The 25,344-nt window shown below is 52.3% G+C and carries 19 protein-coding genes and 1 pseudogene; all 20 read left to right on the plus strand.

All coding sequences use genetic code 11. The features are described from left to right. Nucleotides 1-605, plus strand: a pseudogene (locus KJA79_RS22410) (ABC transporter ATP-binding protein); the annotation flags it as partial. 625 nt (nucleotides 606-1,230) lie between these two features. Then, nucleotides 1,231-2,001 (plus strand): glucose-1-phosphate cytidylyltransferase, encoded by a 771-nt coding sequence (gene rfbF, locus KJA79_RS22415; RefSeq protein WP_213044340.1) that lies wholly within the window; start codon nucleotides 1,231-1,233, stop codon nucleotides 1,999-2,001. A gap of 86 nt (nucleotides 2,002-2,087) precedes the next feature. Next, nucleotides 2,088-3,221, plus strand: coding sequence for an NAD-dependent epimerase/dehydratase family protein (locus KJA79_RS22420; protein ID WP_213044341.1), 1,134 nt, complete (start codon nucleotides 2,088-2,090; stop codon nucleotides 3,219-3,221). Nucleotides 3,222-3,235: 14 nt separating this feature from the next. Continuing rightward, entirely contained in the window at nucleotides 3,236-4,597 is a 1,362-nt protein-coding gene (locus KJA79_RS22425) for a UDP-glucose dehydrogenase family protein (protein WP_213044342.1), read from the plus strand. A gap of 64 nt (nucleotides 4,598-4,661) precedes the next feature. Beyond that, complete coding sequence (locus KJA79_RS22430) at nucleotides 4,662-5,897, plus strand: class I SAM-dependent methyltransferase (RefSeq protein ID WP_213044343.1); 1,236 nt, start codon at nucleotides 4,662-4,664, stop codon at nucleotides 5,895-5,897. A gap of 119 nt (nucleotides 5,898-6,016) precedes the next feature. Beyond that, nucleotides 6,017-7,276, plus strand: a complete 1,260-nt coding sequence (locus tag KJA79_RS22435; RefSeq protein ID WP_213044402.1) for a DUF4910 domain-containing protein — start codon at nucleotides 6,017-6,019, stop codon at nucleotides 7,274-7,276. A gap of 154 nt (nucleotides 7,277-7,430) precedes the next feature. After that, entirely contained in the window at nucleotides 7,431-8,372 is a 942-nt protein-coding gene (locus KJA79_RS22440) for a phytanoyl-CoA dioxygenase family protein (protein WP_213044344.1), read from the plus strand. 13 nt (nucleotides 8,373-8,385) lie between these two features. Continuing rightward, nucleotides 8,386-9,309: an NAD-dependent epimerase/dehydratase family protein gene (locus KJA79_RS22445; protein ID WP_213044345.1), complete on the plus strand. Its 924-nt coding sequence runs from the start codon at nucleotides 8,386-8,388 to the stop codon at nucleotides 9,307-9,309. Nucleotides 9,310-9,311: 2 nt separating this feature from the next. Then, complete coding sequence (locus KJA79_RS22450; RefSeq protein ID WP_213044346.1) at nucleotides 9,312-10,313, plus strand: glucosamine inositolphosphorylceramide transferase family protein; 1,002 nt, start codon at nucleotides 9,312-9,314, stop codon at nucleotides 10,311-10,313. Between the two features lie 230 nt (nucleotides 10,314-10,543). After that, nucleotides 10,544-11,515, plus strand: coding sequence for a glycosyltransferase (locus KJA79_RS22455; RefSeq protein ID WP_246507885.1), 972 nt, complete (start codon nucleotides 10,544-10,546; stop codon nucleotides 11,513-11,515). 94 nt (nucleotides 11,516-11,609) lie between these two features. Continuing rightward, nucleotides 11,610-13,061 (plus strand): SGNH/GDSL hydrolase family protein, encoded by a 1,452-nt coding sequence (locus tag KJA79_RS22460; RefSeq protein WP_213044347.1) that lies wholly within the window; start codon nucleotides 11,610-11,612, stop codon nucleotides 13,059-13,061. Nucleotides 13,062-13,193: 132 nt separating this feature from the next. Beyond that, nucleotides 13,194-14,033 carry a DUF5672 family protein gene (locus KJA79_RS22465; protein ID WP_213044348.1) on the plus strand — a complete coding sequence of 280 codons (840 nt, stop codon included), beginning with the start codon at nucleotides 13,194-13,196 and terminating at the stop codon, nucleotides 14,031-14,033. A 225-nt stretch (nucleotides 14,034-14,258) separates the two neighbouring features. After that, nucleotides 14,259-15,314: an NAD-dependent epimerase/dehydratase family protein gene (locus KJA79_RS22470; RefSeq protein ID WP_213044349.1), complete on the plus strand. Its 1,056-nt coding sequence runs from the start codon at nucleotides 14,259-14,261 to the stop codon at nucleotides 15,312-15,314. Next, the gene (locus tag KJA79_RS22475) at nucleotides 15,290-16,609 is read left to right on the plus strand and encodes a glycosyltransferase family 4 protein (RefSeq protein ID WP_213044350.1); all 1,320 of its coding nucleotides are present in this window, start codon (nucleotides 15,290-15,292) and stop codon (nucleotides 16,607-16,609) included. Before KJA79_RS22470 ends, KJA79_RS22475 begins: the two co-directional genes overlap by 25 nt. Before the next feature lie 24 nt (nucleotides 16,610-16,633). Then, nucleotides 16,634-17,563, plus strand: coding sequence for a glycosyltransferase (locus tag KJA79_RS22480; RefSeq protein WP_281412718.1), 930 nt, complete (start codon nucleotides 16,634-16,636; stop codon nucleotides 17,561-17,563). Between the two features lie 43 nt (nucleotides 17,564-17,606). Continuing rightward, nucleotides 17,607-18,770: a glycosyltransferase family 4 protein gene (locus tag KJA79_RS22485; protein WP_213044352.1), complete on the plus strand. Its 1,164-nt coding sequence runs from the start codon at nucleotides 17,607-17,609 to the stop codon at nucleotides 18,768-18,770. Nucleotides 18,771-18,888: 118 nt separating this feature from the next. Next, the gene (locus tag KJA79_RS22490; RefSeq protein WP_213044353.1) at nucleotides 18,889-20,733 is read left to right on the plus strand and encodes a carbamoyltransferase family protein; all 1,845 of its coding nucleotides are present in this window, start codon (nucleotides 18,889-18,891) and stop codon (nucleotides 20,731-20,733) included. A gap of 35 nt (nucleotides 20,734-20,768) precedes the next feature. Beyond that, nucleotides 20,769-21,779: a UDP-glucuronic acid decarboxylase family protein gene (locus KJA79_RS22495; protein ID WP_213044354.1), complete on the plus strand. Its 1,011-nt coding sequence runs from the start codon at nucleotides 20,769-20,771 to the stop codon at nucleotides 21,777-21,779. A gap of 90 nt (nucleotides 21,780-21,869) precedes the next feature. After that, entirely contained in the window at nucleotides 21,870-23,726 is a 1,857-nt protein-coding gene (gene asnB / locus KJA79_RS22500; protein WP_213044355.1) for an asparagine synthase (glutamine-hydrolyzing), read from the plus strand. A gap of 238 nt (nucleotides 23,727-23,964) precedes the next feature. After that, on the plus strand, nucleotides 23,965-25,344 hold the full coding sequence (locus KJA79_RS22505) for a glycosyltransferase (protein ID WP_213044356.1): 1,380 nt from the start codon (nucleotides 23,965-23,967) through the stop codon (nucleotides 25,342-25,344).

A 25,344-nucleotide genomic window follows, 5' to 3' on the forward strand; every position in this document is an offset into this window, starting at 1 on the left:
CGCGAATGTGCTCCCGCGCCATCCTACTGAACAAGGGGGAGATCGTCCAGGCCGGCGCGGCGCATGACGTCGTGAACCACTATCTGCACGCCGGCCACATCCAGCCGTCAATCGAATGGCCGGACCCGGCACAGGCCCCGGGCAATGACATCGTGCGCCTGCGGGCAGTCCGCGTCAAAACCGAGGCCGGGCGGATTGCCGACGTTGTGGACATTCGTAACCCCATCCGCGTTGAAATCGAGTATGACATCCTAAAGCCAGGGCACGCGATTGTTGCACAGTTTGGCTTCAACACCGAGGAAGATGTCATCGCATTTATTGCGAATGATCGTGATCCCGCTTGGTATAGGCGACCTCGTCCCGTTGGGCGATATATCAGCACTGCTTGGATTCCAGGTAATTTTCTTTCAGAGGGAACGATGGTTGTGGGGGGGGGGCTGTTCTCGGAAGATCCATGGCATGAGCATTGTGACGTGCCGCGGGCTGTGGGATTCCGTGTGGTGGACCCAGGGACAGGTGACACGGCGCGAGGTGATGTAACTGGACGATGGGAGGGAGTTGTGCGGCCCCTGCTTCGATGGGCTACAGAGCGTAGCGCACCATAACTAATTGACGTAAGTTCGAGTACTTATATTCATGATCCTTGTTGCAGCCGAACAATGTCATCATGTATCCGGTGCCGGGTGGTGGTTGGTTTCCTAGAGCTCGCTCAGCTCTGATGGAAATGTGTCTGAGCGGGGTTCTGCAAGCTCACGAACAGAATTGCAGGGAGTATACAAGTTGGTCGCCCATGTAGGCTCGGATATCGAAAGACGACTCACAGCTTCCAGTTTGTGGGTATGGGGGGATCATAGGTGTCTCAGCGGAGAATGTATGGACATGGGATGTCTCAATAGCAACATTCAGCTGTGAGTTCGTGTCGAGCATAATGTTATTTAAAAAGGTGTTTTAGGTAAAAAATGTTATGGTAAAAAGTTTGGTAGTGCCTTATTTGTCGAGGGTTTTCCTCTGACTGCGGCAGGAGAGTTGGAGAGGAATGTTATATTCTCTAGGTGCGACCAAAAGGGTATGCAGTGATAGCTGCGCGATAACGTCTTTCGGATAGTGATCCTCGCGTTCGCTCTAAGTGCGCATGCGTTGCGATAGCGTAGGAAGGGTGCTAGATGCTCTGACGTAGGTGTCCACTGTCGGCGCAGGTGGAGACAACGATCGATTTCTGGAGGTGGGGACATGAAAGCGGTGATTCTAGCAGGGGGATTGGGAACTCGATTGTCTGAGGAAACCGTGCTCCGTCCAAAGCCGATGGTTGAAATTGGCGGTAAGCCAATCCTCTGGCACATCATGCAAATTCATGCGGTGTACGGAGTGACCGAGTTTGTCATTGCGCTTGGCTATAAAGGGGAAATGATCAAAGAGTATTTCCTGAATTTCTTTGCCATCAATAATGACTTGTCGGTGGATCTTTCTACTGGAAAAACCATGATTCATGATGGAAATCAGCCGAAGTGGACAGTTCATCTGGCTGATACGGGACAGACAACGCAAACAGGTGGACGGGTAAAACGATTGAAGAAGTGGCTGGAAAACGATGAAACATTCATGTTGACGTATGGGGACGGCGTGGCAGATCTCAATATCAGCAAGTTGATCGAGTTTCATCGTTCCCATGGGAAAATTGCAACCATGACCTCAGTCCGCTCCCCAGCGAGATTTGGTCGGATTGGGTTTGATGGCGATCGAGTAACTGAGTTTTTTGAAAAGCCTGAGTCCGGGGAGGGGTGGATCAACGGCGGATTTTTTGTCCTGAATACAAAGGCCTTAGACTATATTGATGGTGATCAAACAGCTTGGGAGCGAGAGCCCGTCGAACGTCTCGCTCACGCCGGCGAAATGGTGGGGTATAAGCACTATGGCTTCTGGTCATGCATGGATACCCTAAAAGAAAAGAGTTATCTGGAGGAGTTGTGGAATTCTGGTAAGGCGCCTTGGAAGGTGTGGTAAGGGATGAGAGAAGATACCAACTCTACAATGCCTAACGTAGCTGCGTTTGGACTACAGCGTGCATTAGCCGAGAGGAGCGAGCGTCAATGACCAGTGATACATCTTTGTTCGTACAGGCACAGGGATGGTTGGATGAAGACTGGGCGAGAATGGAGAAGACGTTGGGCCCTCGATTGGAGGCGTTGCGCGGAAAGCGTATTCTGGTTACGGGAGCAGCGGGCTTTCTCGGGTTTGGGTTTCTTCATTTCTTCTCCTATCTCAATCGGACCTTCTTAAAGAATGGCCGTCTGTCCATCGTCGCCGCTGACAATTATATCCGGGGTTGCCCACGCTGGCTTACTGAATTGGTGGCTGTGAGCCCAGACATACAGCTGGTTCGACAAGATATTACAAAGCCTTGGCCACAGTCGACCGCCTCCCGTTTCAACTTCATCATCCACGGCGCATCTATCGCCAGCCCGAAAGTATATCGTCAATATCCGTTGGAGACGCTAGATACGAATATTTCCGGCTTACGACATATGCTAGAACTCGCTAAAAGTCATCGGACTGAAAGCATCCTCTATTTTAGTTCGAGTGAGATTTATGGTGATCCGCCAGCTCATGAGATTCCAACGAACGAGGCCTACCGTGGCAATGTGTCATGTATTGGTCCTCGGGCGTGTTATGACGAATCCAAGCGTTTAGGTGAGACGCTTTGTTATTTATACTATCAGCAGCATGGCGTGCCTGCGAAGATCGTCCGACCGTTCAATAACTTCGGTCCTGGATTGCGTCTGGCCGACGGCCGCGTCTTGCCTGATTTTTGTCGCGATATCTTAGCAGATCGCGATATCGTCCTTCGATCGGATGGCAGTCCGACCCGTACCTTCTGCTATGTCTCAGATGCACTGACAGGATATCTGCTGACCCTTTTGTCTCGCCATCATGCTGAACCGTTCAACATAGGAAGCGACTCACCTGAAATCTCCATGCATGACCTTGGACGGATGCTGTTGCAGGTGGCCGGTAGTGCGCGGCAGGTTATCCATAAGCCAAGTGAGGAGGCCGACTATCTGACGGATAACCCCAATCGCCGTTGCCCGAATCTCGCGAAGTCTCGATCGCTTCTTGGCTATACTCCGCTTGTCGATCTCAGGATCGGTTTGGGCAGAATGTTGCACTGGTATAGGCATTTTGTTGACCTGGAAGAGCTCGCGGAAGACAAACGTGTTAGCTAACCAGTAAGGTGATCATGAAGATATCAGTAATAGGTACGGGATACGTGGGCCTTGTATCAGGGGCCTGCTTGGCAGAGCGTGGGCATCAGGTGACCTGTGTTGATATCAGACCGGAGGTTGTGCTGGAAATTAATGCCGGTCGCCCCCCAATTCATGAAGTCGGATTGGAGAATTTGCTTCGATCAGCCCGCGACAAAGGATTGTTGTCTGCCACCACGGATGCAAAGCCAGCCATTCTCGATTCCGACGTGACGCTGATCTGTGTTGGCACGCCAACGGTAGATGGGCGGATGGACGTGTCTCAAATTGTGGCTGCCGCGGAGGAAGTCGGAGCAGCTCTAGCGAACAAGCGTGGATACCATGTTGTAGCGGTGAAAAGTACGGTATTACCAGGAACTACGGAAGGACCGGTGAAGGCTGCGATCGAATCTCACTGTGGCAGGCGTGTCGGTGACGGCTGGGGCTTGTGCATGAACCCAGAATTTTTGAGGGAAGGTCGGGCTGTCGAGGATTTTAGAGTTCCGGACCGCATCGTCGTTGGTGCCACAGATCCCATCACGGCAGAAGTGTTTCTAAGGGTCTACGCAGGGTTCACTTGTCCCAAATTAATAACTACACCGCGTACGGCTGAGATGATTAAGTATGTGTCGAATTCTCTGCTTGCGACGATGATTTCATTTTCGAATGAGATTGGTAACATATGTTCCGCTGTGCCCGGTGTCGACGCACGTTCGGTGTGGAAAGGGGTTCATCTTGATAGGCGACTCACGCCGATCAATGGGCAGGTGGGGGGACCTGCAGGAGTTACGGAGTATCTTTGGCATGGTTTAGGATTCGGAGGTAGTTGTTTCCCGAAGGATGTGGCGGCACTTCGAAGTTTTGGGCGCACAGTTGGTGAACAGACACGAATGTTAGACGCTGTGTTGGATATCAATGCCGACCAGCCTCTCCGAATGGTTGCGCTACTGGAAAAAGAATTGAGCCTGGCAGGCAAGAATGTGGCGGTGCTCGGTCTCGCATTCAAGCCTGGAACAGATGATTTGCGGGAATCACCGGCATTGCCCTTGGTGGCGGAGCTTCGAAGGAAGGGCGCGAAGGTCCTCGTTCATGATCCCATTGCCATGCCCCACGCGAAGAGGCGAACCGAGTTTCGAGATGTCGTGTTCGCTGAAAATTGGGCTGATGCTTTGAGGAAAAGTGATGCCTGTTGCCTCGTGACTGCGTGGCCGGAGTATCGAGAGATTCAGCCGGCGGATTTCTCGCGATTGATGGCCCGTTCTCTTGTGATAGATGGCCGTGGGGTGTTCGAGCCTGCAGCAATGGTCGAAGCGGGAGTTGTATGGCGTGGTGTCGGATACACGCCGGAGTCCACGTGAAAGACATTTTTTCGATTGAGTGTACGTCCGTATTGTTGTTGTTTTAGCCAAAGGAGATTAGGTGATGTCTCGTGGCGGATGTCGATTTTGTGGAACGCTTCTGCAGCACGTCTTTCTTGATCTGGGCATGTCTCCGATGGCCAACTCCTATTTAAAGGCTCATCAACTCAACCAGGTGGAGCCATTCTATCCGTTGCGGGCGTTTGTCTGTGAACGCTGTCTATTGGTGCAATTGGAGGAATTTGAGAGTCCCGACCACATCTTCTCAAACTATGCCTACTTCTCATCCTTTTCCGACATCTTTCTTCAGCATGCGAAAGACTATGTCGATATGGCTGTGGAACGATTCTCGCTAGGTCCCCAAAGCTATGTCGTTGAAATCGCCAGTAACGATGGCTACTTACTGCAGAATTTTGTGAAACGAGGTATTCAGGTATTGGGAATCGAGCCGGCCAAAAACGTGGCGGAAGTGGCCAGCAAGAAAGGGATTCCTTCATGTGTGAAATTCTTCGGAACTCAGACCGCGCGGGAGTTAGTAACGGAGCAAAGGCGCCCTGACCTAATCATTGGCAACAACGTCTTGGCGCACGTGCCGGACCTGAATGATTTTATCGGGGGACTCAAAATCCTTTTAGCGCCTGAGGGAATTATCACGATGGAGTTTCCTCATTTGATGCATCTTATGGCGCTGAATCAGTTTGATACAATTTATCATGAACATTTTTCATATTTTTCACTCACCACTGTGATTCAGATTTTTGAGAAGCATGGACTAACCATTTTCGACGTCGATGAAATATCAACGCATGGTGGTTCGTTACGAGTCTATGCTCGTCATGAGGAGATTCAGTCCAACCCGGTTACGGAACGATTGCAGGTGCTCAAAAAGAAGGAAGAAGCATTGGGGTTTGCGACGCTTCCTCACTACCTTTCCTTTTCTGAGAAAGCGCGAGAGACAAAACGCGCGCTTCTCGACTTCCTGATCCGTGCAAAACGTGAGGGAAAATCGGTCGTCGCCTATGGAGCCGCAGCGAAGGCCAGTACGTTGCTCAATTATTGCGGGGTGCGAGAAGACTTTGTTGATTATCTCGTGGATAGAAGCACGTACAAGCAAGGACATTGGCTTCCCGGGGTCCATATTCCCATTCACGACCCAGAGCGCGTCAAGGTAACCAAACCCGAGTATGTGTTGATTCTTGCCTGGAATCTCAAAGACGAAATTATGAAGCAGATGAGTTATGTCCGAACTTGGGGGGGGCAGTTTGTTGTGCCAATTCCAGAAGTTCGAATATGCCCCTGATAGAGAAATAGCGCATGGCTCTTGTGCTGAATGATTCTGGCGGATTGAACTTCGTAAGAGCTGGTGACGTGAAAAGCTTCGAGTCAAAGACGGGTCTTTCGGATGGTAGCGGCGAGGAGATGTATCAACTCATCGCCGAACTTTATCCGATCTGTCGGAGTATTACAGGTCAGGGCATCCGAGAAACCTTCGGGCGTATTCAACAACATATTCCGTTGACGATCACAGAAGTGCCTAGCGGAACTCAGGTTTTTGATTGGATGGTCCCGCTTGAGTGGAATATTCGGGATGCATACGTGGCTGATAGGCGAGGAATCCGAATTATTGATTTTAAACAATCCAACTTGCACGTGGTAAGTTATAGCACCCCGATTTCGGCGCGTATGTCGCTACGAGAGCTCAAAGAACACCTCTTTACATTGCCGGATCATCCGGAGTGGATTCCTTATAGAACATCCTATTACAAAGAGTCGTGGGGATTTTGTCTGAGTCATCGTCAATATCTTGAGCTTCTAGATGAGGATTATGATGTGGTGATTGACTCGTCTTTGGAGAAGGGACATTTGACCTACGGTGAATACTATTTGCCCGGGGAAACCGCAGACGAGGTGCTCATCTCATGTCATGCCTGCCATCCATCTCTCTGCAATGACAACTTATCGGGGATCGCAGTTGCGACCTTCTTGGCCAAATCGTTGCAGGCTCGTTCACGTCGATACTCCTATCGCTTCCTGTTTCTTCCGGTCACTATCGGGGCGATCACTTGGCTGGCCCTCAATCAACGACATGTATCCAACATCAAGCATGGCTTTGTTTTAACCGGTGTGGGTGATGAGGGTGGCTTCACCTACAAGAAAACTCGAGATGGTGCTGCTGACATTGATGCGGCGTTCGCCCATGTCTTACGACACTCGGGAGAGTTGTTTGAGGTTACCGAATTCATTCCTTATGGATATGATGAGCGCCAGTATGGCTCACCAGGGTTTAATCTCCCCGTCGGCTGCTTCATGCGTCGGGCTAATGGAGGATATCCGGAGTATCATACTTCTGCCGACAATCTTGACTTTGTCAAACCGACATCCCTTTCGCGATCGCTTGAAGTTGTTCGGTCAGTTGTCGAAGTCCTGGAGGCAAACAGGAGGTACGTCAACACGTCCCCTTTCTGCGAGCCACAGCTTGGCAAGCGAGGTCTTTATCGCGCAATTGGAGGTAACGTTACGGGTCGAAGCGCGGAAATGGCTTTTCTCTGGGTCTTGAATCTGTCTGACGGTAGTCACACATTGTTGCAAATTGCCGAACGATCCGGCCTACCCTTTTCAACCATCAAGCTGGCCGCGGACGAGTTGGAGGGGCAGGGATTGCTCCGTCGCTCTGGCTGACGTGCCGAGTGTTTGCGCTGGCGTGAATCTGAACTCTTCATGATGGCGCGATACATGGTTGTCGAGAGATGTGTAGGCGTTTGTTACTGACTGTAGGTTGCGATTCAGTTTCGAAGGCGCAACGTTGCGTGTGTAACGCCAAAGGAGATGTCGAATGAATAACACCATTTACCATGACGCCCGGTTAAGCGATGACGAGAGAAGAAGTCTGATTTTTGAAGGGCAGTTGATGGCGTATTCACCCCGAGAGCATTCCCTAGCATTGGTGGCTCATGCACGCAAGTTGATCGAAGAAGCTTTTGCCCCGCTTGATCCTGAGACAGCACAATTCCACATGCCGGTTGAACAGTATGCCGAAGTACTCGGTAAGCTGAAGCCGCAGTTTATTCATCACCCAGACTCGAAGAAGCATCTGAAGGCGTTGCTAGTGGAAATGGGAGCAGATCCCGACAAAACGTATTTTGATGTGCCCAAAATGCGAAGTTCGACGAGTGATAACTATCTGACGACCGGGATTGCATATGCGTGGCACCCGCATCGCGATACGTGGTATTCGGCCCCTCCTTGCCAAATCAATTGGTGGATTCCGATATACGACATCCGTTCGGATAATGCGATGGCATTCCACCCTATGTACTGGAATCGAGTTGTCAAGAATGATTCCCGTAGTCACAATTACTATGAGTGGAACAAGCAGCATCGGGGTGGGCACGTTTCTCAGTTTCTTAAAGCCGATCCACGACCGCTTTCCAAGCCTATCGAGGCTATCGAGATCGATCCGCAAATTCGCATCATTGTTCCTGCGGGGGGTATTATTCTGTTCTCCGCAGCTCAACTGCATTCGAGTGTGCCGAATACCTCCGGCAAGACGCGATTCAGCATCGATTTCCGTGTCGTGAATGTGGATGACGCTGCCGCTCGTCGCGGGGCGCCTCGTGTTGATGAAGAGTGTACGGGAACTACGATGCGGGATTATCTGAGAGTAACGGACTTGTCGCAAATTCCTGCCGAGATCGTCGCTCTCTACGACGATGGTGCGCACGAAGGCGGTGAGTTGCGGTACAAGCCAAAAGATATCCCAACCCCCTCGCTGTAAGCGTATTGCATCTATGCCAAATCTTGATCAGTGGCCTGGACAAAGAATCCTCGTAACGGGCGGCAGTGGATTTCTCGGATCACATTTATGTCGACGGTTGATGAATCTTGGGGTGGAGGTGCACGCAACTTCCCGAGTTGCACGGATAACGGAGCCAGGTGGTCCAGTCTGGTGGAAGCTCGACCTTACAGACATCGATAGTGTGCGGAGACTCCTGACGGACTTAAGGCCAAAGGTGGTATACCATTTGGCGGGCTCCGCAGGTGCGAATCCGGACCTTGCTCTCGTATTACCTACCCTCGAAGGGCTTGTGGTGAGTGCGGTTAATGTACTCGTCGCGGGAACAGAGGCTGGCTGTGGACGTATCGTCGTGACCGGGTCACTTACTGAACCGACTGGGGGAGTGCTCGCACCCGTTCCAAGTTCTCCCTATGCGGCAGGCAAATGGGCATCGACTGCCTATGCAAGAATGTTTCATCTACTCTATCGGACGCCGACCGTCATTCTTACTCCGTTCATGACGTTCGGGCCAGGCCAGGATCGAGGAAAAATTATTCCGTCCGTCATTCTTTCCCTTCTCAGGCGGGAATCGCCGAAGCTTTCTTCATGCCTCTGGGCGGTCGATTGGGTTTTTATTGATGATCTCGTGGAGGCGTTCCTAGCAGCTGCCAACGTTCCTCAAATTGAAGGGGGATGTTTTGATGTTGGCACGGGAACGAATCGGACAGTGAGGTCGGTGGTTGAGCGGATTTTCTTGCTGATGGGAGAGCCAGCGCAACCCCAATTTGGCATGCTGCCCGATCGTCCGGCGGAACCGGTGCGAAGTGCCGATACGATGCGTACCCACGAACTACTGAAGTGGCGCGCGCAGATTTCCCTTGACGAAGGCTTGCGGCGGACGATTGCTTGGTACACCACTCATACGGCCATAGGTTAGGCATGACCGCCGCAGCGATACAACAGGTCCTGAAGTGGTATGCCAAGCGAAAAATTCGCGAGCTGTGTCCAGTGAGCATCGCGAACCGACTATTGGGAAAACAGGGGGCAATTCATCAACTATGGTCGATAGGGATTGTCACCGGCGCATCGCCCCTGCAGCTTCGCCACGCTCCGGGTATGCTCAACCCGGTATTGACTCGTGAAGATGTTTCGGACGTGCGGGCATTATTTGTTGCGGATCCATTCCTGCTTCGAGGTCCAGATCTGTGGCACATGTTTTTCGAGGTCTATAACTTTGATGCGGATCGGGGTGAGATTGCTTGGGCAACAAGCGAAGATGGATTTGCCTGGACCTACCAAAAAGTTGTACTGCGTGAATCCTTTCATTTATCCTATCCCTACGTGTTTGAATGGCATGGCCGATACTATATGATTCCGGAAACCCACCAAGCGGAAAGTGTCCGTCTCTATGAAGCCAGGTCGTTTCCGACGAAATGGGAGTGTATTGGAACGCTGATACAAGGCCATCGTTTCAATGACAGTTCAATCTTTTATTATCATGACCGCTGGTGGTTGTTCAGTGAGACAAATCCAGCTTTGGCACACGATACACTTCGCCTCTACCACGCTCCTGACCTAGGCGGTCCATGGCATGAGCATCCTCGATCGCCGATCATTCAAGCAAACCCCCATATCGCAAGGCCCGCAGGACGAGTCGTGGTTGTCGGTGATCGCATCCTCAGGTTTGCGCAAGACTGTTTCCCAGTTTATGGGACAAAAGTAAGAGCGTTTGAGATAGTGCAACTGACTCCTTCAACCTACCGTGAGCAGCCGGCTTCGCGTGGCTCGTTGTTTGGTCCAAGCTGGAGACTCTGGACTCAAGGGGGGATGCATCATGTCGATTCCCATCGTCTGGATTCCCATCAATGGATCGCCGCAGTGGATGGGTGGCGTGAAGTCGGGTGGCCGATTCCTGAAGGCTGGCAGAGGACGATGTGTTGAAACGATTGTGGCGGTATTTGCAACGGTACCAATTATATCTATGGGGACGAGAAGTAATCGGTGCCATTCGAGGCGTCTGGCCACAGTTTAGGGGGGGCGTTGTTTCATTGCACGCCGTGGGGAGTTCGCGCGGCCGCGTTTTGATTTCTTACGACAACCAAGGGCTACTCAGCAAGATGCTGGGAGAGCCTATTCCTACTAGCCACCCACAGTTTCTAAAGACCATACTCATGGCTCAGACTTTTGTCGATTTGGGCTATGACGTAGACGTGATTCATTGTGAAAATCAGAAATTTGTTCCATGGAAGCCGTACGACATTATTGTTGACACCCGTATGAACTTGCAGAGACTTCAACCTTATCTGCCTTCCACCTGTATCAAGATTCTGCACTGTGATACGGCTCAGATTGTCTACCAGAACTCGGCCGAAATGGGAAGGATGTTGGCATTTCAGCAACGGAAGGGGCGGACTGTTCCGCCAAATCGCTTAGAAGCCCCACATTTAGGCGTGGAGCACGCGGATTATCTGACGACCTGCGGAAATGAGTTTACGGTAAATACATACACTTATTCTAACAAGCCTATGTTTCGGTTACCCATGGTTGTCCAGCAGATGTGGCCCTGGCCGGAGAGCAAATATTTTGACGTGGCTCGACACCGATTTCTTTGGTTTGGAAGCCGAGGCATGGTTCACAAGGGGCTCGACTTGGTGCTAGAGGCATTCGTCAGACTGCCAGACTGCCAGCTGACTATTGTGGGGCCAGTGCATAATGAGCCAGAATTTGTGGATGTCTATAGGAAGGAATTGTTCCATACGCCAAATATCAAATGTGTTGGCTGGCTGGATAAGTCCAGTGAAGAGTTTCGACTGATCCTGGAGCAATCTATTGCTCATGTCTTTCCATCTTGTTCTGAGGCTGGAGCGGCGGCCGTGATAGAGAGCATGGCTGCAGGGGTAATTCCAGTTGTGAGTTATGAATCGTCGATCGATGTAGAAAATTTTGGTTTTCTTTTAGAAGATGTTTCGATCGAAACCATCATGCGTCAAGTGAGTGAGATTGCTGAGATGTCTGTGGATGAATTGAGTCGTAGGGCTAAGAAGGCATGGGAAGCAGCCCACAACAATCATACTCCGGAAAAATTTTCGCGTTCTTTTCGTGCGACCGTAGAAATGATTTTGGCAAAGCACGGGAGGCGGTAAGGGCAGTAAGGGCATGAGAAAGAAATTGGCATCGAAGGGCAGCCTGAGCTAAGCCCGGTTAATCGATCTGCTGATAGGAGGAGCGTACGTGCGCATGGGCGAGATGGGGAGACGAATGGGAAAGGCGGCAAATCTTGCGCTCCTGCTGGGCGCGACAGTTTGTGTAGCGCTATTCGTCTTCTTGGTATGGCGCCATGGTCTGTCGTATAGGTATGCAGCGATCATGGTGGTTGCAGCCTTGCTGTCCGCTGGTGTGCGTTTGCCGGAATCGCTCAAGATCAATGGTGTGTTTGTCGGGGTGTCTACACTTTTCACGCTATATTTTGTCGAAGTGGTCCTGGCATATTCCGGCTCGACCATTGCTCCGCTGGGTGCCCAAGGGTGGCTAAGCTTTCCGCAGGACGCTAATCCGAAGGTTGCGGCAGATCGGATAAAGACCTTGGAGGCAGGTGATCAGAAGTTCGACACACGTTCGAGGCTGCAAGTAATTCATGATCTGAGGGCGCGAGGAATCGACGCGTATCCTGATGTATTTCCTAGAGTCTTGTTCGAACCTGCTTCGAGCGAGACCATTAAATCGATCTTACTCAGGAATTACGAAGAGTTTCTGCCTGTGGCTGGCATGTCGATGACGACGACCGTCTTCTGCAACGAGAGTGGCGAATACGTTGTGTACGAAAGCGATGAGCACGGGTTTCACAATCCGCGAGGCATGTGGAAGAGACAGTCCGCAGATATCATCACCCTTGGTGACTCGTACACCCATGGCGTTTGTGTGCCCACGGATAAGGGATTTGTGGCGACCGTACGATCACAGCGCCCTCATACGATCAACTTAGGTATAAATGGTCACGGGCCGTTGACGAGTTTGGCAACCCTGAAAGAGTATGGTGCGAGTCTCAAGCCTAAATTGGTGCTGTGGTTCTACTATGAGGGCAATGACCTGCGGGATTTGGACGGGTGGGAGAAAAACTCTCCATTGCTGATGAGGTACGTAGGGTCCTCCTTTTCCCAACATTTAATCGAGCACCAAGCAGAAATTGACCAGTCACTGAAGGCCTACATTGATGCGGAAATGGCCAGGGCTGAGGCTCCCGTTTCGGTCGAGAAAATTCTAAAACTGCAGCATCTTCGCCGGGCGCTCCAAGTGTTTCAAGAACGACGATCGATGGAGCAAGGACTCCCAGCCGAGTTGGTGGAATACCTTCGCGAGTCCGGTGCGCCAGCAGCGGCGGAAGACCTTCAGCTGTTTGAGCGGATTCTTGCGGAAGCTCGTAACACAGCCAGTTCGTGGGGCGGACGGCTTGTATTTGTGTATCTCCCGACATGGGAGCGGTACCGCATTCCTGAGTTGGCGAGCCAAGACCGAGATCACGTCCTTAGCATAGCCAAACGTCTGAATCTTCATGTCGTGGACATTCACACCTCTTTCGCTGCACACCAAGATCCGTTGTCGTTGTTCCCGTTCAGACGGTATGCCCACTATAATGAACTCGGTCACAAGTTGGTTGGCGAAGAAGTGTTAAGGCAACTTGAGAAGCTCTGAGACATGGCGGTCGAGATGCTTAGGTCATGCTTTCTGTCATCTGCTGGAATCATGAATGTGTGTTGGCGATCCTTGTTCCTTGAGATGTTGAGAGTCCTTAGAAAAAACGAGTTGTAGGCTGGTCTGAGCAATATGACTGCTACGCCTAAGAAACAAGTCGCGATTGTCGTGCCAATGCACAATCGAGCGGATCTGACTGCTGACGAGCAGATCTCGTTCGAACATTTGACGCACTATCTCGGTGCCTATGACAAGTATTTGGTGGTGCCGGACTCACTCACCATTGATCTGCCGGGATGTTCCCTTAAGCGTTTTGGGGATGAATTTTTTGGAAGTGTTGCGGCAAATACCCGCCTTTTGTTGTCAGAAGACTTTTACCGCTCTTTCACTGAGTACCGATATATTTTGATTTATCACCTTGATGCCTTAGTGTTTTCGGATCAGCTACTCGCCTGGTGCGATACCGGGTTGGACTATATCGGGCCGCCTTGGCTACAGTGCGAGGACAGCCCTTGGGTGAAAGAGGCTCGGGTTGGAAATGGTGGATTCTCGCTACGCAAAATTGAGAGTTTTTTGAAAGTGTTTCGGTCGAACGTATATTGGATGGAACCAGACGAATATTGGCGCGAAAAATACGCGGGGAGTTCACTCCCCATTCGATTGCTAAATTCCCCCCGACGATTGCTTAAGTGCTTTTCCCGATTCAACAGTGCGCGGTTAGAGATGGCGCGTTGGCATCTTAGGCCTGACGGGACGAAAAATGAAGATCATTTTTGGTCTGATCGCGCCAAGCACTACGTGCCTGACTTTAAGGTTGCTTCGCTGGAGGAGGGCTTACGGTTTGCCTTCGAAGTGGCTCCTCGACTGTGTTTTAAACTCGCTCATGGCGAGATGCCGTTTGGGTGTCATGCTTGGCCCAGATATGATCGCACCTTCTGGGAGCCGCATTTACTTTCTCCTCGGATTGAATAGAACTTCTTAAATCTTCAGCGAATAATGCGAATCGGCTTGAGCCATGAGCAAATGTGACCGACAATGGAACAAGTCGCTGTTTTCCTCGCTGTGCCCAGTAGAATGATGAGCCAATTCCTCACGGTACAGGGCATCATTTACATAATTTCACCTAGATAAGGCCATTACGTAAAAGAAAAAGTGCTGTGTGTGCCTGTTTGAGAGCAGGGAAGGAGCGAGTCCGCCATGAAACGAATGCTTGTCACCGGTTCATCTGGCCTCATTGGGTCTGAGGTGTGTGCCTACTTTCACGGGCAAGGCTGGATGATCCACGGCGTAGACAATAACACTCGAGCAACGTTCTTCGGCCCGCAAGGTGATACGCGCTGGAATCAGCGCCGGTTGCAGGCTGATTTGATAAACTTTCAGCATCACGAGCTGGATATTCGTGATCGCCAGGGTGCCTTGGCTCTTATTCAGGAGTTAAAGCCCGAGATTATTGTGCACACCGCCGCACAACCGTCGCATGATCTTGCAGCCAAAATCCCTTTTGATGATTTCGATACGAACGCGGTAGGAACGCTCAATTTGCTTGAGGCGACAAGGCTGCACACGCCCGAGACGGTTTTCGTTCATATGTCTACCAACAAGGTATATGGGGATGCGCCGAACGAATTGGCACTTGTGGAACAGGCGACACGATGGGACTATGCATTGCCAGCCGACGTTGACGGAATCACTGAACACATGCGGATTGATCAATCCAAGCACTCTCTCTTTGGTGCGTCCAAAGTGGCGGCCGATGTCATGGTGCAGGAGTATGGCCGTTACTTTGGCATGAAAACGTGTTGCCTTCGAGGAGGCTGCCTCACGGGGCCGAATCATTCAGGGGTAGAGTTGCACGGATTCTTGAGCTACCTCGTAAAATGCAATCTCGAGGGCAGGAAGTATAGTGTATTCGGCTACAAGGGGAAGCAGGTTCGGGACAACATCCATTCCCTTGATGTCGCTCGCTTCATTCATGCGTTCATTGAGAACCCTCGAAGTGGGGAGGTGTACAATCTTGGGGGAGGGCGGGGCAATAGCTGCTCAATCCTTGAAGCCTTCGACATGATCGCGACTGTCTCAGGCAAGAAGATGCTCTACGAGTATGTCGACAAGAATCGCGAGGGCGATCACATTTGCTACATTAGCAACCTGAAGAAAATGACCACTCACTACCCCGGTTGGGGTATTACGAAAAACTTGAATCACATTTTTGAAGAGATTCACGAGGCATGGTTGAGACGTCCACGGGCGTGAACGTATCTCCCGGACCCTCTTCTGTCAGCGGTCTACATGAAAAGATCTCAGATGCCATGAAAGTACTGGTGATATCAGCAGCATACCCTCCGATGCATGCCGGGGAGGCCACAAATACCTATCACCTGTGTCGCCAAATGGTGGAGCGTGGTGTCGAGGTCCACGTGTTGACCTCGTATGGAAATGTCGGAACCGCTGATCCTCAGATCCATGTGCATGCCACAATGCAAGGCTGGGGGTGGGTTGATTTGCTTCGAGTGCGCTCCTTTCTCAAGACCTATGCTCCTGACGCCGTGTTTCTCATGTATATCGGTCTCATGTACAAATTTCACCCGATGGTGACATTTCTGCCTACGGTGAGTAAGCGGCTGTTTCCGAAGATGCCATTTGTGACGCGCTATGAGAGTGCTTTTGTCGGGGCAGATCCTTCTAAAACAGGAACTCTTTCCCGCCTCTTTCGGAAACTGGTTGTTCGATGGGCCGGTACATCGGATGTTGCATACAGCTCGGGGACATTGCTTCGCGATAGCGACACGGTCATTGCATTGTGCGAACGGCATCGTGCGATGTTGATCAAGGAGTGGCCTCCAGTCGAGAAAAAGGTTGCTCTCATCCCGCCTCCCCCAAATCTATTTATCGCCTCGAATGTCGGCGGGGTGGCACGCGAGCGTGGGCGGAAGCGACTGGGAGTGACGTCCTCGGAATTTATCGTGACCTTTTTCGGCTACCTCTATCCGATCAAAGGGATTGAGACACTACTGCGGGCGTTCGCGGTCGTTTCAGCACAGCATCCCGAAGCACGGCTGCTGTTTATTGGAGGGAAAGTGGGGTTGGATGTCGAAGGGGGAGGATCGTATTTTGACGACATGCAGGCGCTTGCAAAAGATCTGCACATCAATGCCCGAACCATCTGGACAGGTGCTTTCAAGTCGGATGAGGAGGAGGCGTCCCTCTTGCTGCACGCCTCCGACGTTTGTGTGTTGCCTTTCCTTGAAGGCGTACAACTGAATAACAGCTCGTTTGCTTCGATGGTCGCGCACGGCTTGCCGATCATTGTGACACGAGGGCCGCTTATGGATAAAGCGATCGTCGATGGGGAGAACGTTCTTACGTGCGAACCAAGGGATCATCAGGAAGTAGCCCGTCTCATACTTCAAGTGATGGCCCAGGACGAATTGCGTGCGCGTCTTGGACGCGGCGCACGCAAGCTTGCAGCCGAGTGGTTCTCATGGGAGACGGCTACAGAGAAGACGTTGACGGCTATGCAACCCAGGCTTCCTCAGGCAAGCGTATAGGTCGTTGTTGGGACACGCCTGCATATGCCTCGCGTATCAATCGTGATTCCGACATTCAACTGTGATCGCTTCATCCGACGCACTGTGGATTCGGCGCTTGCTCAGACCTATCGCGATTTCGAAGTGATCGTAGTTGATGATGGATCAACTGACGGCACGCGATCGATCATGTCAGAGTATGGCGATTCGGTACGTTATATCTTCCAGTCTAATCAGGGTGCATCGGCGGCGCGAAACACGGCCCTAGAGAATGCCAGTGGGGAATTTATCGCTTATCTTGATGCTGACGATCTGTGGGTCCCGAACAAATTAGCACGACAGATTGAATATCTCGATGCGCATCCTGACTGCGGACTTGTTCACACGGAGGTGGCGGTCGTTGATGAACAGGGTTCGGTGCTGCATGATCGATTCAACCTGGACACGCAAAGATCCGTCCCACAAGGTGCGTGCCTTCGGGAGCTGCTTCAGCGCTCCCATATCCAGACACTGACTGTTATAGAGCGGCGATCTGCGTTTGACCGTGCGGGCAAGTTTGATTCGCGCCTACCAATTGCCCAGGATTATCTGCATTGGATCCAAGTTGTGCTTGAGGGCTACGAGATAGGCTATCTACCTGATCCACTGGGACTATATCGTTGGAGGGCCGGTAGCCTGATGGCGAGCCAGCGTCGTCTAGTGGCGGATTTTGTCAGGATTTACCAAATCCTTCTCACGGAGTGTGCGCTTGAGCAAAACCATGGTCGCGATGTGGCACAGTTGGTCGAGGTGCAGCTTTATCAACAGCAGCGGCAGCTCGCCTATCTGGAACGGGTGGAGTGCTCGGGCGTTGTTGCGCGACAGCGACTCCGCAGCCTGATCAGACAGTGGCCGTTACGGTTTGAATTGTACGCGGATTTTGCAAAATCCTTCATTCGCCGGAGCAGGGCTCAAGCTCCGTTGAGGCCAGCATAGTGTGGAGAGGCCTTCCGATCCATATTGCGGCGCGGTCCACAATATGAACATCTTGCTGGTTACTCCTTGGCGGCCGTCGTTGACCGGTGGAATTAGTACGGTAGTCCACCGGCTCACAAGCGAATTCCAAAAGAAGGGCCATTCGGTCACAATATTTGTTTCCGATCGCGAGAATTGCTTGCGGCAGATTGAGATGCTGGATGGGGCTGCCGTATATGGCATGTACCTTCGATCTCCTGTGTCGCCCGCTCATCCGATACGTGCGTTCCTGATGTGGTATCTCTGGTTTCCAGTTACCCTGCTGCAATTGCTGTGGCTGACCAAACAGCAGCGTATAGATGCAGTTCTGATTCAGTACCCTCTGCCTGCGATGTTCTACTTTGGGATATTAAAACGTGTGTTCGGAAGTGTGCTGTTTGTCACGTATCAGGGAAATGATGCCCATGACCTCGCTCTCTGGGATCCGCGCGAGCAAAGGTTAGTGCGGTTTCTGCTTGAACAGGCTGATCTCGTATGTGCTGTATCTCGAACGCTTCTCTCCAAAGTTGAATCGGTGTTGAAATCCGTGCGCCTGCGTCGCAGGCAGTTGTTGCCGAATGGTGCCCCGTTGGATGTGATCGAAGCGGTGGAGGCAGTGGAAATGGCCGGCGACCTCCCGCCGAATTTTCTTTTGACAGCGGGGCATTTAATTCATCGAAAGGGCATCGACGTCGTCATTTCCTCGCTGCAGGAGGCTAAGCGTAGAGGTGTACTGCTTCACTTGGTTGTGGCTGGCGACGGGCCGGAACGTGAAAATTTGGAACGTCAATCACGGGAGCAAGGAGTGTCCGATCAGGTCAGGTTCTTGGGCAATCAATCACAGAGGCAAGTGCTCGCGCTGATGAAGTCGTGCCTGGTCTTCGTGCTCGCGTCGCGTGCGGAGGGCATGCCGCTCGTGATTGCCGAGGCGATGGCCTGTGGGAAAGCTGTGGTCGCAAGTCACGTTGATGGAGTTCCAGAGATTGTTCAAGACGGTGTGACAGGAGTGTTGGTGCCACCGGATGACCCGAGTGCATTGGCCTCCGGCTTGATCAAGGTGCACTCTGATGAGATGTTTCGAAGTTCTCTGGCTGGACAGGGGAAGAAATGGGCGTGTCGTGAATACAATTGGGAAGTTATTGCCAGTCGATACCTCGAACTTATCACGCAATGTTCGGAAGGGCACTGATCGGCGGGAAATGGTCTTTCGGCGGGATGTCACCTTCCACCGTCATGCGATGTCGCGAGATTTGACTGCGCCTGAATTGTTGAATGAAGTATTTTTTTCCTAATCTGAGAGGGCGGACATGAATATTCTCGGCATTTCGGCGTTTTACCATGACAGCGCAGCATGTCTGGTGCGTGACGGGGAGATTATCGCTGCTGCGCAAGAGGAGCGATTCACGAGAAAAAAACATGATCCAGGGTTTCCTCATAGGGCAATCGAATATTGTTTGAGGGAGGGAGGCATTGCCCTCAACGAGGTACAGCATCTTGTATTTTACGACAAGCCACTGGTGAAGTTTGAACGACTCTTAGAAACGTATCTCGCCTTTGCCCCTCGTGGCGTCCAATCGTTTCTCGCTGCCATGCCGGTATGGTTAAAGGAAAAATTGCTACTGAAGAGTCTGCTGCAGAAGGAGTTTCTGGTCCATGCTCCGGGGCTGGCCAAAAGTGCACTCCCGCAAATTTTGTTCTCCGAGCATCACGAGTCTCACGCAGCGTCAGCCTTCTTCCCTTCACCTTATGAAAAGGCTGTCGTTTTGTGCATGGATGGAGTCGGGGAATGGGCCACCACGTCAGCATGGCTTGGGGACGGAGGCACGCTTGCTCCCCTCTGGGAAATTCCATTCCCCCATTCCATTGGACTGTTGTACTCCGCGTTCACCTATTACACCGGTTTCAAAGTGAACTCCGGGGAGTATAAAGTGATGGGGCTGGCTCCTTATGGTGAACCGAAGTATGTGAAGGCGATTTACGAACATTTGCTCGATCTGAAGCCAGACGGTACCTTTCGGCTCAACATGGACTATTTCAATTATTGCACCGGTCTCACCATGACGGGGAATAAATTCGATGAGGTCTTCGGAGGACCGCCTCGGAAGCCGGAATCGAAGCTGACGCAGCGTGAGATGGACCTCGCTCGGTCGGTTCAGGAAGTTACTGAAGAAGTCATGTTGCGGCTCTCGCGTACCCTGCATCGAGAGACGGGTGTTGACTATCTGTGTATGGCTGGAGGCGTTGCGCTGAACTGCGTGGGCAACGGACGCATTCTTCGAGAGGGGCCGTTCAAGGGACTATGGATTCAACCGGCCGCTGGGGATGCCGGCGGTGCTATGGGTGCGGCATTGACGACCTGGTATCAGTACGAACAGAAGCCTCGAAAGGTGTCTAAGGGCCAAGATGGCATTAAAGGGTCGTATTTGGGCCCTTCCCACACCAATGAAGAAATCGAGACCTATCTCAAGACGGTTAGTGCTCCCTATGTCAGGTTGGATGAGAGCCAGCTGTACGCACGCGTAGCGGATGAACTGGCGGCAGGAAAGGTTGTTGGTTGGTTGCAAGGACGCATGGAGTTCGGTCCTCGGGCGTTGGGGGGGCGTAGTATCTTGGGGGATGCCCGCAACAGGGACATGCAGTCGGTGATGAACCTTAAGATCAAATATCGTGAATCATTTCGTCCCTTCGCCCCGTCCGTGTTGCGAGAACGCGTATCCGATTATTTTGCTTTGAATGCAGATAGCCCGTATATGCTGATCGTTGCTCCTGTGGTCGAAAAGCGCCGGCTTGCGGTGGGGGCGAAGCAGGAGGGGCTCTGGGGCATCGAGTTGCTCAATGTGCCAAGGTCGGACATTCCCGCTGTCACGCACTTGGACTACTCTGCGCGAGTTCAAACCGTCCATAAAGACACAAATCCACGATATTACGCCTTGCTCAAGGCTTTCGAGGCAAAGACGGGAGACGCCGTGTTGGTTAACACCTCATTTAATGTGCGGGGGGAGCCGATCGTGAGTACTCCTGAAGATGCCTATCGGTGCTTCATGCGAACGGAGATGGATGTTCTCGTTCTAGAGAATTGTGTTTTGCTCAAGACTGAGCAGAAACCCCTCGAGGGCGATTCAGATTGGAAAAAAGAGTTTGAACTCGACTAATACCGGGACGGTAACGACGAAGGAGGAAGCGATTCATGCGAATTTTGATTACAGGCGGCGCAGGATTTCTGGGTAGCCACTTGTCCGATCTCCTGATTGGACAAGGTCATGAGGTTATCGCTTTGGACAACTTGATCACAGGGCGAGCCGAAAACATCGCTCACCTGATCGGTAATCCGAAATTCAGCTTCGTGAAATACAACGTGTGCGACTACTTGCATGTCGACGGCCAGTTGGATGCGGTCATGCATTTTGCCTCCCCAGCCAGCCCGCAGGACTATCTTGAGATGCCGATCGCCACACTGAAGGTGGGGGCGTTGGGAACACATAAAGCGCTGGGGTTGGCGAAGGCCAAAGGGGCGCGCTTTCTATTGGCGAGCACCTCCGAAGTCTATGGGGATCCGCTGCTTAATCCGCAGCCAGAGACGTACTGGGGAAATGTTAATCCTATCGGTGCCCGAGGGGTCTACGACGAGGCCAAGCGTTTCGCGGAAGCAATGACCATGGCATACCATCGGTACCATGGGGTCGATACGAGAATTGTTCGGATTTTTAATACGTACGGCCCAAGAATGAGACCGAAAGACGGGCGAGTCGTGTCAAATTTCATCGTTCAGGCTCTGCAGGGCAAGCCGTTGACGGTGTTCGGTGATGGGTCTCAGACACGTAGCTTTTGCTATGTCGATGATTTGGTTCGTGGTATTGTGGCGTTACTACTCGCAAAGTCCGATAAGTCCGTTGCGGAACGCACCGATCGGACGAAATTTCTCACCCAGAAGCCGGATGCGATCTTAGATAGTATTCACGATCCAGTGAATATCGGCAATCCACGAGAACTGACGGTTCGTGGGATCGCGGAGATTATCCTCAAGTTGACCGGTTCCAAGAGTGTCATTGAAGAGCGGCCGTTGCCCGCCGATGATCCAAAGGTGCGACGCCCCGATATTACGAGGGCCAAAACGCTCCTCGGGTGGGAACCGAAAGTTGAGTTGGAGGATGGCATCAGGAAAGCCACTGAGTATTTCCGCCAAGTAGTCGTGAAATAGTGCTCAAGGGAGAAAGACTCGCAAGGAAAATGATGAGGTGAGTCAGCAGCGATGTGTGGGATAGCAGTCGCCATAGGTCTAAATGGACGAATGATAGAGCGGTCGGCCGTCGAGCGAATGGCCGACAGCTTGTTTCATAGAGGTCCAGATGACAGCGGTATCTACTTGGATGCCTCTGTAGGTATGGGGTTTCGCCGGCTTTCGATTTTAGATTTGTCCGAGGCGGGCCATCAACCAATGGTCACTGCTGACCAGCAGTGTGTGCTCGTGTTTAATGGAGAAATCTTTAACTATGTGGAATTGCGAGCGGAACTGAGAACGCTGGGGTATGAGTTCCGATCGAGTGGTGATAGTGAGGTACTGCTTGCTGCCTATCGTGAGTGGGGCCGGGAGTGTCTCGCGAGGCTGAACGGCATGTGGGCATTTGTGATTTACGATCGCCGTCGACGGTGCCTGTTCGGGTCCCGTGACCGATTTGGCGTAAAGCCGCTGTACGTTAGCCGAGAGGGAGGAGTTGTACAGTTTGCGTCAGAAATTAAGGCATTGCGGGCGTCCGGTTACCTAAGGACTGGAATCAATTGGAAGACCGCCGCTGCCTTTCTGCTTGAAGGGCGGCTCGACAGTCAGGCCGAAACGTTTTATGAGGGGATCGAAGAGATCCCCCCAGGCAGTGGGTTTGAAGTCGGTCTGGATGGTACATGGCAGCAATGGCTGTTCTGGTCCCTTGAGAGTCTATCTCCAACGATCGTTGAGAATCCGGCGGATACATTCGCAGACCTGTTTGAGGATTCGGTGCGCATTCGGATGAGAAGTGATGTGCCGGTCGGTGTGTGTTTATCCGGGGGGTTGGATTCGACGGCCATCATTTGCGCTGCCGCCCGTCAGCAAGGTGAAGGGGGCGCGAGATCGCGTGAGGCTCTCCAGGCGTTCTGCTATATGGCCAAAGAGTTTGATGAATCCCGGTATATTGCCGACACGCTTGCCCAGACACACGCGCAACTCCGACAACTTGAGACTAGCCCGTCAGAACTGTGGAGTGATCTGCAGAAATTGCTCTGGTTCCAGGACGAACCGGTTCATACGATGACGGCTGTCGTGGGGTATCAGTTGATGCGCTTGGCCGCATCGCATGGCATTCGTGTGGTGTTGAATGGCCAAGGGGCCGATGAAACCATCGCTGGGTATTCGAGTTATTTCCAGGATTATTGGGTTTCACTCATCCAGCGGGGCCGAGTGGGAGATGCGTGGCGGGCCATCACTGAATACAGTCAGGCTCATGGCGGGAGTGCGTCGCAGCGATTTAAAGAAGCTGTTGTTCGATGTGTCTCGTGGAAACTGCACAAGGTTCATGCCTATCGAAATTGGGCGCAGGCACGTCGCCAGGCAAGGCTTCGCGAGAATCGGTGGTATTCCCATGAACTGCTCAGTTATGCCGGGAGCGGAGCAGCCGCGACCCCGGTGGCGACACTTTCCCATGCGTTGAAACAGTCGATTGTGTCCGCTCCGCTGCCTCTCTATCTCAGGATTGAAGACCGAAACTCCATGGCACATTCCGTCGAAGCGCGGCTTCCCTTTCTGGACTATCGGTTGGTCTCATTTGTGTGTGGGCTGCCAGACGAATGGAAAGTGCGTGGGCCATGGAATAAGTATGTGCTTCGCGAAGGCATGAGAGGGCGGATGCCGGAGTCGGTCCGAGGACGAGTGGACAAGATGGGGTTTCCCACAGCGAGCAAGAAGTGGTTCGCACACGACCTGTATGAGCCACTTCGTGACGTCTTGGCGAGCCAGACTGTTCGTGAAAGGGGCATCTATAACGCCAAGGTCATTCTGGCCGACTTGGAGCGTCATCGCAAAGGTGAGGCGGACTTTGCCAATCGGCTTTTTCACATCGCTGAATTTGAATTGCTATCCGATATTCTCAGGCAAGAACACGTTCACGTGGCCTAGCGTCTGCCTTACGTCAATTGGCGGTGGAATTGCTGTGACTGGCGACATTGCCCGGGTGAAGTTCGCCTAGTCATGACCGGTTTCGCTTGGTTCGCTCAAGGTGTCGGCTCGAGCCGCCATCTCGCTGGGTCAGCGTTCGCTCGGGGGCGACAACTTCCGGAAGTCAGCCTCTGAAAGTGCTTGGTTGCACTCAGTGTAAGTCGTCGCACTGCATAAGCAATGACCCGGTCTCTCATGGATGCGTGGTGAATTTGTGAAGCGAGTCCTCATTGTCGCCTACTACTTCCCACCGGTCGCGGCCAGCGGGGCAATGCGTCCGCTTGGCTTTAGTTGCAATCTGATGGAATCCGGATGGCATCCGCATGTGCTGACCACGACACCTGAGTGTGTCTACCCACACCATCAAGTAGATCAGAAGCTGGGGGAGCGTGTGCCGGCCAGTATCGAAGTGACTCGAGTTCCCTATCGGGACAGACTTCAGCAGCTATTACGGTGCCGTGATGTGCTGCGCGGCATCATACGACAACCACGCTTGCCCAATGAAAGCAGGCATGATCCGGTTGTCCCGTCATCGCCCGTAGTCACCGTATCCCACTCCACGCTCAAGGATTTTATTCTGGATTGGGCGTTTGCATTCCCAGACCGGCAATGTGGCTGGTATTCCCCAGCGGTGAGAAAGCTGAAAGCCGTCAGTAAATCAGAATATCCGGATGTCGTGTTGGCAACCGGCGGTCCCTGGACAAATTTTTTCGTGGGTCATGCACTGGCGAACTACTTTCAGTGTCCCTTGGTGTTGGATTACCGAGATCCTTGGAATTGCAATCCCTATTACTCCTTCGGGTCGAAAATCTTAACCGGGAAGTCGCGGGCAGCGGAAGCTCGGTTGTGCCGGGCAGCCGTTCACGTGATCGCCAATACCGAAGAGTTACGCGCACGGCTAGTTGAAGAGTATGGTGAAATCCGAGGTCGTTGCACGTGGATTCCCAATGGGTTTAATCGAGATGTGATGAGCTTGAAGGACGCACCTGAGACATCCTTGGCTATCGGATTAACATCGAACGGATATGAATTGTGTCATTTCGGGACCGTCTACGGGAAGAGAACGCCGCGTGTGCTGCTGCAGGCCATGTGGGAGCTGTTCCAGGCCGGCAATCTAAAAGCAGAGACGATTCGGCTACGATTTGTCGGTGGGTGGGATACTACTGATCAAGAGTGCGAGCACTACGCAGTCTTACTGGAGAAGCAAGGCTTACTTAGACGCCAGCCTCCGGTTTCACACAGCGCATGCCTCCGGGAGATGCAACGATCCAGCGTGTTGCTTGTTCTTCAGCCGGACTCGCCTCTGCAAGTGCCAGCAAAAATTTACGAATATGTTGCGACGGGTCGACCGCTGTTGCTGATCGGGGGAGAAGGGGCAACGGCCAATCTTGTTGCGCGTCATGCGTTGGGGATCAGTACGCCGAATCAAATTGACCAAATCAAACGCCTCTTGAGTGATCTGGCCGCGGGGCGGCAGAGGCTCGTTCCACCCGATCCAGCACGCGTGAATCAATTCGAATATCGATCATTGACGAGGGAATTGGCGACTGTGCTCGATGCGGCTCACGGTACGAAATGA

Origin of the sequence: Nitrospira defluvii, from assembly GCF_905220995.1 — a bacterium.
In the GTDB taxonomy this organism is placed as follows: domain Bacteria; phylum Nitrospirota; class Nitrospiria; order Nitrospirales; family Nitrospiraceae; genus Nitrospira_A; species Nitrospira_A defluvii_C.

Bases quoted from the DNA above. Each gene is read 5' to 3' on its own strand.
- asnB (WP_213044355.1), top strand. From the start codon at position 21,870: ATGATAGAGCGGTCGGCCGTCGAGCGAATGGCCGACAGCTTGTTTCAT.
- KJA79_RS22505 (WP_213044356.1), top strand. From the start codon at position 23,965: ATGCGTGGTGAATTTGTGAAGCGAGTCCTCATTGTCGCCTACTACTTC.
- KJA79_RS22465 (WP_213044348.1), top strand. From the start codon at position 13,194: ATGACTGCTACGCCTAAGAAACAAGTCGCGATTGTCGTGCCAATGCAC.
- KJA79_RS22430 (WP_213044343.1), top strand. From the start codon at position 4,662: ATGTCTCGTGGCGGATGTCGATTTTGTGGAACGCTTCTGCAGCACGTC.
- KJA79_RS22435 (WP_213044402.1), top strand. From the start codon at position 6,017: ATGTATCAACTCATCGCCGAACTTTATCCGATCTGTCGGAGTATTACA.
- KJA79_RS22455 (WP_246507885.1), top strand. From the start codon at position 10,544: ATGGCTCAGACTTTTGTCGATTTGGGCTATGACGTAGACGTGATTCAT.
- KJA79_RS22420 (WP_213044341.1), top strand. From the start codon at position 2,088: ATGACCAGTGATACATCTTTGTTCGTACAGGCACAGGGATGGTTGGAT.
- rfbF (WP_213044340.1), top strand. From the start codon at position 1,231: ATGAAAGCGGTGATTCTAGCAGGGGGATTGGGAACTCGATTGTCTGAG.
- KJA79_RS22450 (WP_213044346.1), top strand. From the start codon at position 9,312: ATGACCGCCGCAGCGATACAACAGGTCCTGAAGTGGTATGCCAAGCGA.
- KJA79_RS22495 (WP_213044354.1), top strand. From the start codon at position 20,769: ATGCGAATTTTGATTACAGGCGGCGCAGGATTTCTGGGTAGCCACTTG.
- KJA79_RS22445 (WP_213044345.1), top strand. From the start codon at position 8,386: ATGCCAAATCTTGATCAGTGGCCTGGACAAAGAATCCTCGTAACGGGC.
- KJA79_RS22470 (WP_213044349.1), top strand. From the start codon at position 14,259: ATGAAACGAATGCTTGTCACCGGTTCATCTGGCCTCATTGGGTCTGAG.
- KJA79_RS22485 (WP_213044352.1), top strand. From the start codon at position 17,607: ATGAACATCTTGCTGGTTACTCCTTGGCGGCCGTCGTTGACCGGTGGA.
- KJA79_RS22425 (WP_213044342.1), top strand. From the start codon at position 3,236: ATGAAGATATCAGTAATAGGTACGGGATACGTGGGCCTTGTATCAGGG.
- KJA79_RS22460 (WP_213044347.1), top strand. From the start codon at position 11,610: ATGGGCGAGATGGGGAGACGAATGGGAAAGGCGGCAAATCTTGCGCTC.
- KJA79_RS22475 (WP_213044350.1), top strand. From the start codon at position 15,290: ATGGTTGAGACGTCCACGGGCGTGAACGTATCTCCCGGACCCTCTTCT.
- KJA79_RS22490 (WP_213044353.1), top strand. From the start codon at position 18,889: ATGAATATTCTCGGCATTTCGGCGTTTTACCATGACAGCGCAGCATGT.
- KJA79_RS22440 (WP_213044344.1), top strand. From the start codon at position 7,431: ATGAATAACACCATTTACCATGACGCCCGGTTAAGCGATGACGAGAGA.
- KJA79_RS22480 (WP_281412718.1), top strand. From the start codon at position 16,634: ATGCCTCGCGTATCAATCGTGATTCCGACATTCAACTGTGATCGCTTC.